Here is an 11,942-nt window from a genome sequence, read left to right on the forward strand (position 1 = left end):
TTACAATACGATCAATTCATTTGTCTTTTTAACCCGCAAACTTGGTTTCTTAGGTTGAAAGCAATAGGCGATCAAGCCACACAATAAATTTGTCATAAAACTCTAAATTGAGCGGTGTCTTGTATGTTCAATTTGACTGATATTTGTCAGTTGATCATTGATGGATTCAATATTGGCAGTTGAATGATAAAACACAGAGGAACTATAGTCATTCCAATAAATATCCACATTATCCAACCTATACTCCAAAATGGTTATCATGAAATATATAGGATTGGTTATATACTGGAATGACTATAAATTAATGACTAAATTTCGTTCTTTTATATCGAATTTGTATTATAAATTAGGAAATGGATTTTAATTATTCTTTTTTAGAACAGATAAAAATGCTTCTTGAGGTACTTCAACATTACCAACTTGTTTCATACGTTTTTTACCTGCTTTTTGTTTTTCCAGCAGTTTACGTTTGCGTGAAACGTCACCACCATAACATTTTGCTAAAACATTTTTACGCATGGCTTTAACTGTACTTCTTGCAATAATAGTGCCACCGATTGCTGCTTGAATCGCGACTTCGAACATCTGCCTTGGAATAAGTTCTTTTAAACGCTCAACAAGTTCTCGTCCTTTATATACGGCTTGATCTTTATGAACAATGCTTGCAAGGGCATCAACTTTCTCACCATTGATTAAAATATCTAATAGCACCATGTTAGCAGCTTGATAACGTTGTAGCTCATAATCTAAAGAGGCATAGCCACGACTGACTGATTTTAAACGATCAAAAAAGTCAGATACCACCTCAATCATTGGAATGTCGTAAATGATTGAGACTTGTCTACCCATATAGTTTAGACTAACTTGGACACCACGTTTTTCAACACAAAGTGTGATAATAGTGCCTACATATTCTTGTGGAACCAAGATAGATGCGCGGACAATTGGTTCACGCACTTCGGCAATCGCAGATGGTTCAGGGAGTTTTGCAGGATTATCGACGTCAACTTCGGTCCCATTTTTAAGTGTGACTTTATAAATAACCGTAGGTGCAGATGTGATTAAATCAAGGTCATATTCGCGTTCTAAGCGCTCTTGAATAATCTCCATGTGTAAAAGACCCAAGAAGCCACAACGAAAACCAAAACCAAGTGCTTGAGAAACTTCTGGCTCAAAGAAAAGCGAAGCATCATTTAAACTCAATTTATCTAACGCTTCACGAAAAGCTTCAAAATCGTCAGCACTAATTGGAAACATTCCTGCATAAACTTGTGGTTGAACTTTTTTAAAGCCAGGTACAGGTTTATCAGTTGGATTCTTAGCAAGCGTTAGTGTATCACCAACAGGGGCACCATGAATGTCTTTAATACCTGCAACGATAAAGCCGACTTCTCCTGCTTTTAGAGTTTGAAGTTTGTGCATTTTAGGTGTAAATACACCAAGTTGATCAACTTGGTATACTTGACCTGTAGACATGACTTTTATTTTATCATTGAGTTCAAGTTGTCCATTTTTAATGCGGACAAGCGATACTACCCCCAGATAAGGGTCAAACCAAGAATCAATAATAAGTGCTTGTAAAGGTGCGTTAATATCACCTTTTGGTGGGGGAATCTTGGCGATGATTGTTTCTAAAACAGCGGTGACACCTATCCCCGTTTTAGCGCTACAAGTGGTGGCACCTACTGCTTCAATGCCGATAATATCTTCAATTTCTTCACAAACACGTTCAGGTTCTGCCGAAGGTAGGTCAACTTTATTTAGTACTGGAATTACTTCAAGGTTTTGTTCAATCGCAGTATAACAGTTAGCAACAGTTTGAGCTTCAACTCCTTGAGCTGCATCAACGACTAATAATGCACCTTCACAAGCAGCAAGAGAGCGTGATACTTCATATGAAAAGTCCACATGTCCTGGTGTATCAATGAAGTTAAGTTGATATGTATTACCATCTTTTGCTGTGTAATTGAGGGTAACGCTTTGTGCTTTAATGGTAATACCACGTTCGCGTTCAATGTCCATAGAATCAAGCACTTGTTCTTTCATCTCACGCTCAGTCAAACCTTGGCAAATTTGGATAAAACGATCAGAAAGGGTTGATTTGCCATGATCAATATGGGCGATAATAGAAAAGTTACGAATATGCTGCATGTGTATGTTTTAAGCTAAGTATCCTCATGTGAGGAGCATTATGCCGAAAAATTTTGATAAAAGGAATAAACTCTTGTTAGATGGGATATTTAAGTGTTTGAACTTAACAGATTTCAATGAGTTTAAATTTTAGTTTTTCAAGCGCGCAAGCGCGATGACTGATACTATTTTTAATATGATTGTCTACTTCAGCCATCGTTTGATGATAAGCGGGTAGGAGAAATATTGGGTTATAGCCAAAACCATTGTTGCCTTTCGGTGTGCAAGTAATAAAACCATCTACACGTCCCTCAGCAATAATAGGCATAGGATCATATTCGTGCATAACTAAAACAAGTACACATTGAAAATGTGCTTTACGTTTTTCGTCAGGAATGTGTTGCATTTCTTTTAATAGTTTATCGATATTCGCTTTATCATTACCATGTTGGGCATAGCGAGCAGAATAAATACCTGGTGCACCGTTTAAGGCATCAACACATAACCCAGAGTCATCTGCTAACGTTGGCAGCTTAGTATAATACGAGCAATGACGTGCTTTTAGGATCGCGTTTTCAACAAAGCTTAAGCCTGTTTCTTTAGCATCGGGTATATTAAATTTCGTTTGGGGAATGACTTCTATACCTAAAGGATTTAATATTTCAGAGACTTCTTTTATTTTGCCTTTGTTGCTAGAGGCAAAAACAATTTTTTTCATAAAATGCATTAAGTTTATAAGTTTGGATGGTGAGTTTATCATAGTTAAGGTAGCATAAGAAAAATTTATTTTTTAAGTAATAAGTTAATGATGAAAAATGAAGTAAAAACTTTTATTGCTTTAGTGAATACGATGAAATAATCAAAGGGAAAGAAAGATGGTTAATGCAGAAATTTGTTTTCTAGGTGGTGGCAATATGGCAAGCAGCATTTTGTCAGCACTTATTGCTGATGGAATATCAGCTAAGTCGATTGTGGTAGTTGATAGGAATCAGAATAAGCTTGATTTTTTAAATCAACGTTTTCATGTACAGACAACTCAAGATGCAGCGTATGCTGTGAAAAAAGCGGATATTATTTTATTGTGTGTCAAGCCTCAATCATTAAAAGAGCTTATTTTATCGATTAAGCCTGCCATTAATAGGCATAGTAGACCACTTTTTATTTCGATTGTAGCGGGGATTGTTTTAGCTCAAATAGAAAGCTGGTTATTAACGGAATATGCAATTGTAAGAGGAATGCCTAATACCCCGGCGTTGATTGGTTGTGGTGCAACTGCGCTTTATGCGAATGTCCATGTATCGCGCCAACAAAAAGAAATGGCAGAACAAATTTTAAGAAGAACCGGAGTAATCACGTGGGTTAATGAAGAAGCGTTAATTGATGTCGCAACAGCTATTTCAGGTTCCGGTCCTGCGTATTTTTTCTTAATGATGGAACATATGGTCAAAGCAGCAGTTGATCTAGGATTGTCTGAAAAGCAAGCAACGTTGTTGGTAACTCAAACGGCTTTTGGCGCAAGTAAAATGGCGCTAGAAAGTGCGGTTTCATTGTCAACTTTACGTCATAATGTTACGTCAAAAGAAGGTGTGACAGCCGCAGCATTAAAGGCATTTGATGAATCTGGCTTTGAGAAAAGCATTAAGTTTGCAATACAAAAAAATCTGGAGCGCTCGCATGAACTATCTCAACAATTTGGTGCAGCGCTCACACATGAAAAGTAACGATGTAAAAATAAATTGAATAATCTCTCTACATTGACCCCTGCGAGACTGTTTGCGTTTCTCTTGCAACGTATGTGAGGAAAAATAAATACTTAACTTATTTTGTATCGGTTACAAAATAGTAATTCATAAAAAATAAAATACTTGAGGAACACGTATGACAAATGCTTTTATTAATATTGGTTTATTTTTGATTGAAGTTGTCTTTAGCTTATTTACCTATGCAGTGCTGTTACGTTTTTTTCTGCAATGGGTTAAGGCAGATTTCTATAATCCATTTTGTCAATTGATTATTCGTATTACTAGTCCTTTGCTTAAGCCGTTGCGTCGTGTTATCCCTGGTTTTTTTGGCTTAGATTTTGCGGCAATTCTATTAGCCTACGTTGTAATATTTTTACAGTTGATCTTAGTGCAAATGTTAGTAGATAAGTCATTTTATATTACATGGGCAGTCATTTGGGTGGTTGCATTCATTAAACTCATTTTAAACGTAATATGGCTGTATATTATTTTGATTGTTATTCGCTCGATTGCGAGCTGGTTTAGTCATGCTTCTTATAATCCAATCCTCCTTGCCTTACATCAATTGACAGAGCCATTGTTGCGTAAAGCACGTCAAATCATTCCTCGAACTCAAAGTGGAATCGATTTTTCACCTACGTTGGTATTACTTATATTAATCTGTATTCAAATATTTATTTCATCAATATTTAGTATGTAATAATAACAATCTAGAATCCAACATGAAAGACTTTTCCGGTTTCGATGCCTGCAACTGATTTAAGGTAAGCAAGTGCAGCTTCATCAGCGCTAATTGATTTAAAACCCGCAAAGAAAGAAGCATATTTATCTAGAGCTTCAGTGATTACAGTTGGGCTAACAGCATTAATGCGTGCTTTTTCTCTTAGCTCTAGGCTTGCTGCTTTAACATAACCCTCAATAGCAGCATTAACCATAGCAGCAGAACTACCAAGCGCAATCGGTTCATGGTTTAAAATCCCCGTTGTTAGTGTGAATGATCCCTCTTTTTTAATATACTTTAGACCTTCTTGTACAAGGTTAACCTGTCCCATTAGCTTGTTAGTTAAACCAAGCATAAAGTCGGCATAAGACATTTCTTGAATGGGTTTAAATGCTACTTTACCTGTTGTTGAGATTAAATCATCAAACGCTCCAATTACCTTATACATATTTCGGATAGACTCAATATCACTAATATCAACACTTATTTGGGATGAACGTGAAATTGTAATAACCTGATATCCACTTGATGTGAGTTTTTTACAAACAGCATTACCAATTGTACCAGTAGCTCCAATAATAATAACTTTTTTCATACAATACCTTTATTTAATTTACTTACTTCAAAAAATGATACTATTTTGAGCTAAGTTCATGCCTTTCACAATGGATTTTACTAATAGATCTCATTTTCATTATCATTGACTATATAGATCAACCAGGCATAAAAACATGTGACTTTATCAAGTTGGAATTTATCCGGTGAGCTACAAAAATAATAGCTTTTCTCACATGGAAACTTTTGAGGGGCAATATTAATATTTCTTGTCTTTAAATCTTGTTTAATTAATGCCTCGTGTGTTACAAAACAACCATAACCACTAGCAACTATATCAATTGCTTGAATCGTTGATGAAACATAGAGTCTTTCATTCTCAGCTGGCTCGGAAATCTGTATGTTATGACAAAATCGCTGCCAATCCTCTTTACGCAATTCGTCATTGACGTATATAGGTTTATAGTGCTGAATCATTTCATGTTTCTTCTGGAATTGTGTAGATTTAGGGTAAATAAGAATCAACGCATCGTCCAATAGCTTCTTGCAAACATAATCTTGTGGTAACTGTTGAGTTGTAACATATACAATTTCACAGTCATAGTTTTTATTATAAAAGTTAGTCAAATTTTTGTGAGATGACATCGTAAGTTTAATAAGTGGGTATTTTTCTTCAAAATGTTTTAAGTTAGGTACAATTATTTTTGTCATAAAAGAAGATGGGAGATTAAGAACAAGCTGATTTTTTTGTTGTTTATTTTTGATATCTGTGTTGGCTTGATAAATGAGTTCAATCGCAGATTGAATTTGTTGATAGTAATGCTCCCCTAACAATGTCAATGTAATCTCTTTACCGTTTTGACGATTAAATAATTTAATTCCTAAATAAGTTTCTAAGGTCTTTATATTTTGACTGACCGCAGAATGCGTGACACATAACTCTTGAGCTGCTTTGCTAAAACTTAGATGCTTCACGACACACAAAAAAACAGGTAACATTTTTAATGGCATATAATGGATTTTGCTCAGCTCCATGTTAGCTCTTCTTACAACACTGTTAGGAATTATAAGTTTATCTTAGCTTTTACCAAAACTATAATCTAGCTCAGTAACCAAGCAAAATATACGGAGAACAAAATGAAAAAAATACTATTGGTGATTGATTTTATTAATGATATTGTGCATGAAAATGGGAAATTAGGTACAAACTTTTCCCCCTTTTTGCAAAAATATGCGGTACTAGATCATGCTAATCAGGCAATCTCACATGCGCGCAAGCAAGATATTTTAATTGCTCATGTTAAAGTCGGTTTTAGTCGCAGTTATATTGAGTGCCCTCAGCATTCACCTATATTTGGTAATGCCAAAAAGTTTAGCGCTTTAATGCTTGACACTTGGGGAACTAAATTTCACGAAAAAATTGATGTGCAAATACAAGATCACATATTAGTTAAGCATCGTATTAGCTCATTTTATAACACGGATCTGGAGTGTGTATTACGTGCTAATCAGATTGAGGAAATTATTATTACAGGGGTTTCAACAGATATGGCGGTAGAGCTTGCAGCACGAGAAGCCCATGATCGCGATTATATTGTCACTGTGTTAAAAGATGCTTGTGGTGCCCATAGCGAAGAAAAACATGAAGCATCGATCAATAACATATTAAGAATTGCTCAGGTGAAAACGATAGATGATTGGATAAGATCGTCAAAATGATCAATTTATGGTCTCATTTTATATACAGCACTTTAAATGTTAAAAAGTCATTGATCTGCTTCATTTCGATATTACCTAGCATGATAATGGGTGGTTTGTCCCATAATCCATATTTCTTCTTAGCCAGTTTTTTTGCTATTAGTGCCCTTATGCCCTATGGCTTAAGCTTTTACAAAAAGCGCTATATATTTATGATGTTTACGCTGCTTTTTATTGGAAGCATATTAGGGGGCTACTTATTAAATAATGAACCTTATTATTTTTGGATAATTATTTTGGTTGTTAGTTTTTTATTAGGCTTTCTTGAGACAAATATTGGAACGCTTAAAAAATTAAGCGCGTGGACTTTTATTGGATTACTTTATGGGAGCTTTGAGCTACAACAATATTCCTTTGATATCACCTGGATAAACTATCTAAATCTATTTGTTTTAGGTTTAATCTGTATCACAACTTTTGTATATTCTGCCAAGATAAAGACAAAAACGACTACGATAAATATCGTTTTAGTATTTAGCTGGCAAAACAGCATTCATTATTTTAAATATACCTTATATTTTATCATTGCACTGATCGTTTTTAGATTAGGACATGTATATGAACCACAGTGGTATCTTTGGTCTGGCTTATCCGTTTTGAATTTAAACACTGCTGATGCGACAATTAAAATTAAACACCGTATAAATGCTGGATCAACTGGTCTATTGATGGGTTTTCTCACCTTGAACTTACTACCAACAAATTTTTATATAAGCACAATAAGTTATATAGGAATTATGTTAAGCCTCATGTCATTTAAACTATATTCACATGGTTTTGGCTTACGCTGTTTTTTTATTGTTTTATTTGCAGCTAACCAAGGCTTAACAATAGGACAAATCAGATTTTATGACATTATTGCGGGGGGAGTTATTGGATTTCTTATGAGTCATCTTCTTGCTTATATAAATCAAAAAATGAGCGTTTTGTCTAAAAAAATCGAAAAGGTAAAATCTAAATGCACGTAAGTACAATGAGCATTAACTTAGGTTGAAATTCAATCATATAAGAGAGTGTGAGGTATTTTACACTTGTGAGATTTGATGGTGTGTGAACTTTTTAAAGCCAATTAGTTTGAAGTGTGGAAGTAATTGATAGTCTCTATGTTAGAGATTCCTATTTCTGTAGTGGACTGAGTGTGATATAATTCGCGCTAGTTTTTGTTTTAGTAAAAGCGTTTATATCTTTATGACAACACAATTTGCCAATGAAGTTTTTCCCGTTAATATCGAGCAGGAATTAAAGCAATCATACCTTGACTATGCGATGAGCGTTATTGTTGGGCGAGCATTACCAGATGTACGAGATGGTTTAAAGCCAGTGCATCGCCGTGTGCTTTATGCTATGAAAGACTTAGGTAATGATTTTAATAAACCTTATAAAAAATCGGCGCGTGTGGTTGGGGATGTTATTGGTAAATACCATCCACATGGTGATACAGCGGTTTATGATACGATTGTACGTATGGCGCAGCCTTTTTCTTTACGTTATATGTTGGTAGATGGTCAAGGAAACTTTGGTTCCGTAGATGGTGATTCACCTGCAGCCATGCGTTATACCGAAGTACGAATGTCGAGAATTGCACACTCTTTATTAATTGATATTGATAAGGAAACTGTTAATTTCTCACCTAACTACGATGAAACTGAGATGATTCCGGATGTGTTACCAACGCGCATTCCAAACTTGCTTGTTAATGGTTCATCTGGTATTGCAGTGGGAATGGCGACTAATATTCCACCTCATAATTTAAAAGAAGTTATTGATGGCGTGATTGCGTTGATTGAAGATCCAGATTTGTCAATAGAAGAGCTCATGGAATATATTCCAGGACCAGACTTTCCGACAGGTGCTTATATTAATGGTAGAGTAGGGATTATCGAGGCATACAAAACAGGGCGTGGTCGCGTTATTATGCGAGCAAAAGCTTCTATTGAAACAGATAAGAAAACTGAACGTGAACAGATTATCGTGACTGAGATTCCTTATCAGGTCAACAAAGCGCGATTGGTTGAAAAAATTGCTGAGCTGGTTAAGGATAAAAAGATAGAAGGCATTTCAGAGCTTCGTGATGAATCTGACAAAGATGGTATGCGTATTGTCATCGATGTTAAACGTGGAGAAGTTGCAGAAGTCTTGCTAAACAACCTATATGCACAAACACAAATGCAACTGAGTTTTGGTGTTAACATGGTTGCTCTTGTTGATAAACAACCTAAACTTCTTAACTTAAAAGAAGTGATTGAGGCATTTATTAAGCATAGAAAAGAAGTTGTAACAAGGCGTACAATTTTTGAATTAAGAAAAGCAAGGGAGCGGGCACACATTTTAGAAGGGTTGGCAATTGCATTATCAAATATCGATGAGATGATTGCCTTAATTAAAGCCTCAAAAACCCCATCTGAAGCAAAAGAAGCGCTTTTTGCGCGTTCTTGGTCAGGGAGTCTTGTGTTACAAATGCTACAAGGCGTTGATCAAAACTTATATCGAGTTGAAGGTTTAGCTTCACATTATGGATTACATAATGATGAATATTTCTTGTCAGCCACACAAATCGATGCCATTTTGGAATTGCGTTTACATCGCTTAACTGGACTTGAACAGGATAAGATTTTAGATGAATTTAAAGAGTTACTGTTACGCATAGAAGAGTTCATTGCAATCTTAAAAGACATCAAGCGTCTGCTTGAAGTTATTTGTGAGGAGCTTCATGAAGTAAAAGAACAATTTGGTGATCAACGACGTTCTGAAATTATCGCCTCGCAGCTTGATTTAGGATATGAAGATTTAATTACAGAAGAACCAATGGTGGTGACGTTGTCTTATGATGGTTATATCAAAGCGCAGCCATTGAAGGATTATAATGCTCAAAAGCGTGGCGGGCGTGGTAAATCTTCAACACAAATCAAATCAGAAGATTTTGTATATAAATTGCAAATTGCATCCACCCACGATACGATGTTGTGTTTTTCTAGCTCGGGTAAAATTTATTGGAGCAAGGTTTATGAGTTCCCACAAGCAGGTCGTGCGGCTAAAGGTAAACCAATTAATAATGTATTGCCGTTAGAACAAGGTGAGCGTATTACGGCGATGCTTGCTATATCTGAATATACCGAAGGTTGGCATGTTTTTATGGCAACTAAGCAAGCAACGGTAAAAAAAGTGGATTTGTCACTCTTCTCACGTCCACGTAAAGGAGGAATCTATGCTTTAACCTTGGATGAAGGAGATGAGTTATTACACGTGCATTTAACGAATGGACAGCAAGAAATCATGATGTTCTCAGATGCAGGTAAAGTAATTCGATTTGATGAAGAAGAAGTACGCGCTATGGGTAGAACAGCGCGAGGTGTGCGTGGTATGCGTATTCAAGAAGGTCAATCGATTGTTGATGTAATTGTTACTAATCCTGATCAAGGTGTTGTCTTAACAGCAACAGAAAATGGTTATGGTAAGCGCACATCTGTTTCAGAATATCGTAAAACTGCACGTGGTTCACAAGGTGTGATTTCAATTTCTACTTCTGAGCGAAATGGGCTAGTAGTTGCAGCTGGGCTTGTAGAAGAAAATAATGATATCATGTTGATGACAGATCAAGGGACGCTTATTCGTACACGTGTGTGCGAGGTAAGAGAAACAGGGCGCTCAGCACAAGGCGTACGTTTGATCAATTTAAAAGAGGGGGAAAAACTCGTATCTGTTCAAGTTGTAACTGAAGATGAACTTGAAGAAGAGTTGGAAATTAAAGTCGAAAATCATAGCGAGATTCCATTTATTGAGAATGACGAAACAAGTGAAAGTGATGACTCATCTATGGAGTAAGTCGTGAAACGCATTACCATTTTAGGTGCAACCGGGTCAATTGGTGTAAATACACTTGAGATCATTGCAGATAATCCACATGATTTCACGGTTTACGCATTAACGGCGCATCAAAATATCAGTCTGCTTTATGAACAATGTTTGCAATTTAAACCGCGTTATGTTGTTCTTGCAAGTGCAGATTTAGCACAGACATTATCAGAAAAATTAAAGCAGACTGAAAGCAAAACGCGAGTTTTGTATGGAGAGTCTGCATTGATTGAAGTTGTCACTGCAGATGAAGTGGATGTTGTGATGGCAGCTATTGTTGGCATTGCAGGCTTAAAACCCACTTATGCTGCGGTAGAAAAGGGTAAAACTATTTTGCTTGCCAATAAAGAAGCATTGGTTACAGCTGGTGAAATATTTATGGCGGCTGTTAAGCATCACAATGCGATACTTTTGCCTGTTGATAGTGAACATAATGCTATTTTTCAATGTCTTCCTTGTGCGAACAAATACTATGATGATAAAGCTGTTTCACGCATTATCTTAACTGCATCAGGAGGTCCATTTCGCGATAAGCTTTTGACCGAGCTTCAACATATCACCCCTGATCAAGCCTGTGCACATCCAAATTGGAAAATGGGAAGAAAAATATCAGTTGACTCATCGACAATGATGAATAAAGCCTTGGAAGTTATTGAAGCGTATTGGCTTTTTGATGTGCCTTATAACAAGATTGAAGTACTTATTCATCCACAGAGTATTGTGCATTCTATGGTTGAGTATCATGATGGCAGTTTTTTGGCGCAAATGGGTTCACCTGATATGAAAACGCCTATTGCATACGCTATGTATTATCCCAATCGACATAAAATAAATGTGTCAAAACTAAATTTTGTTAAAAAACCGTTAAGCTTTGAAGCTTTGGATGGTGAGCGTTTTAGAGTAATTCCACTGGTATATGAAATTTTAAAGTATAAAAATTATTCGGCGACTATTACGTTAAACGCAGCGAATGAGGTACTTGTTAACGCTTTTTTGGCGGAAAAAATACAATATCTGCAAATTATCAAGTATATTGAACACACTTTAAAAATGTGTCATTTTGATTGTCCTAAAACAATAGACGATGTAATTAGAATAGATCAAGATGTGCGTACATTCGTGAGAGATTTATTAAAGTGAGGGTAGTCCCATTATAAATAAGATACTTATATGGTTTAATGCCT

10 protein-coding genes and 1 pseudogene are annotated in these 11,942 nt (G+C 35.9%); 6 read left to right on the forward strand and 5 right to left on the reverse strand.

Going from position 1 to position 11,942, the window contains the following annotated elements:
• The 3 genes and pseudogenes from DNJ77_RS03675 to rdgB all read right to left on the reverse strand — a co-directional run bounded on the left by DNJ77_RS03675 (window position 1) and on the right by rdgB (window position 2,848).
• Window positions 1–261: pseudogene (locus DNJ77_RS03675) on the reverse strand (transposase).
• Between the two features lie 99 nt (window positions 262–360).
• Window positions 361–2,151, reverse strand: a complete 1,791-nt coding sequence (lepA, locus tag DNJ77_RS03680; protein ID WP_116963653.1) for a translation elongation factor 4 — start codon at window positions 2,149–2,151, stop codon at window positions 361–363.
• 103 nt (window positions 2,152–2,254) lie between these two features.
• Window positions 2,255–2,848: an RdgB/HAM1 family non-canonical purine NTP pyrophosphatase gene (gene rdgB / locus DNJ77_RS03685; protein WP_116963733.1), complete on the reverse strand. Its 594-nt coding sequence runs from the start codon at window positions 2,846–2,848 to the stop codon at window positions 2,255–2,257.
• 157 nt (window positions 2,849–3,005) lie between these two features.
• On the opposite strand from rdgB, the gene proC reads away from it, so the two are divergent.
• The gene (proC, locus tag DNJ77_RS03690) at window positions 3,006–3,851 is read left to right on the forward strand and encodes a pyrroline-5-carboxylate reductase (protein WP_116963654.1); all 846 of its coding nucleotides are present in this window, start codon (window positions 3,006–3,008) and stop codon (window positions 3,849–3,851) included.
• Window positions 3,852–4,008: 157 nt separating this feature from the next.
• Window positions 4,009–4,572: a YggT family protein gene (locus DNJ77_RS03695; RefSeq protein ID WP_116963655.1), complete on the forward strand. Its 564-nt coding sequence runs from the start codon at window positions 4,009–4,011 to the stop codon at window positions 4,570–4,572.
• A gap of 10 nt (window positions 4,573–4,582) precedes the next feature.
• On the opposite strand, the gene DNJ77_RS03700 is transcribed toward DNJ77_RS03695, so the two are convergent.
• Together DNJ77_RS03700 and DNJ77_RS03705 are read right to left on the reverse strand one after the other, a co-directional pair.
• On the reverse strand, window positions 4,583–5,188 hold the full coding sequence (locus tag DNJ77_RS03700) for a short chain dehydrogenase (protein WP_116963656.1): 606 nt from the start codon (window positions 5,186–5,188) through the stop codon (window positions 4,583–4,585).
• An 80-nt stretch (window positions 5,189–5,268) separates the two neighbouring features.
• Window positions 5,269–6,183 carry a LysR family transcriptional regulator gene (locus tag DNJ77_RS03705; protein WP_116963657.1) on the reverse strand — a complete coding sequence of 305 codons (915 nt, stop codon included), beginning with the start codon at window positions 6,181–6,183 and terminating at the stop codon, window positions 5,269–5,271.
• A 102-nt stretch (window positions 6,184–6,285) separates the two neighbouring features.
• Between DNJ77_RS03705 and DNJ77_RS03710 the strand changes: the two genes are divergently transcribed.
• From DNJ77_RS03710 to ispC, 4 genes are all read left to right on the forward strand, one after another.
• Window positions 6,286–6,867, forward strand: a complete 582-nt coding sequence (locus tag DNJ77_RS03710) for a cysteine hydrolase family protein (RefSeq protein ID WP_116963658.1) — start codon at window positions 6,286–6,288, stop codon at window positions 6,865–6,867.
• An 86-nt stretch (window positions 6,868–6,953) separates the two neighbouring features.
• Entirely contained in the window at window positions 6,954–7,874 is a 921-nt protein-coding gene (locus DNJ77_RS03715) for an FUSC family protein (RefSeq protein ID WP_157966580.1), read from the forward strand.
• 220 nt (window positions 7,875–8,094) lie between these two features.
• Entirely contained in the window at window positions 8,095–10,728 is a 2,634-nt protein-coding gene (gene gyrA, locus DNJ77_RS03720) for a DNA gyrase subunit A (RefSeq protein ID WP_116963660.1), read from the forward strand.
• Between the two features lie 3 nt (window positions 10,729–10,731).
• On the forward strand, window positions 10,732–11,898 hold the full coding sequence (gene ispC, locus DNJ77_RS03725) for a 1-deoxy-D-xylulose-5-phosphate reductoisomerase (protein WP_116963661.1): 1,167 nt from the start codon (window positions 10,732–10,734) through the stop codon (window positions 11,896–11,898).
• The last annotated feature ends 44 nt before the right edge of the window (window positions 11,899–11,942 follow it).

The organism is Fastidiosibacter lacustris, assembly GCF_003428155.1.
In the GTDB taxonomy this organism is placed as follows: domain Bacteria; phylum Pseudomonadota; class Gammaproteobacteria; order Francisellales; family Francisellaceae; genus Caedibacter; species Caedibacter lacustris.

What these genes read in the sequence shown, in the direction of transcription:
- DNJ77_RS03700 (WP_116963656.1), bottom strand. Translation starts at nt 5,188, where the DNA reads ATGAAAAAAGTTATTATTATTGGAGCTACTGGTACAATTGGTAATGCT.
- lepA (WP_116963653.1), bottom strand. Translation starts at nt 2,151, where the DNA reads ATGCAGCATATTCGTAACTTTTCTATTATCGCCCATATTGATCATGGC.
- proC (WP_116963654.1), top strand. Translation starts at nt 3,006, where the DNA reads ATGGTTAATGCAGAAATTTGTTTTCTAGGTGGTGGCAATATGGCAAGC.
- gyrA (WP_116963660.1), top strand. Translation starts at nt 8,095, where the DNA reads ATGACAACACAATTTGCCAATGAAGTTTTTCCCGTTAATATCGAGCAG.
- rdgB (WP_116963733.1), bottom strand. Translation starts at nt 2,848, where the DNA reads ATGAAAAAAATTGTTTTTGCCTCTAGCAACAAAGGCAAAATAAAAGAA.
- DNJ77_RS03705 (WP_116963657.1), bottom strand. Translation starts at nt 6,183, where the DNA reads ATGGAGCTGAGCAAAATCCATTATATGCCATTAAAAATGTTACCTGTT.
- DNJ77_RS03695 (WP_116963655.1), top strand. Translation starts at nt 4,009, where the DNA reads ATGACAAATGCTTTTATTAATATTGGTTTATTTTTGATTGAAGTTGTC.
- DNJ77_RS03710 (WP_116963658.1), top strand. Translation starts at nt 6,286, where the DNA reads ATGAAAAAAATACTATTGGTGATTGATTTTATTAATGATATTGTGCAT.
- DNJ77_RS03715 (WP_157966580.1), top strand. Translation starts at nt 6,954, where the DNA reads ATGGGTGGTTTGTCCCATAATCCATATTTCTTCTTAGCCAGTTTTTTT.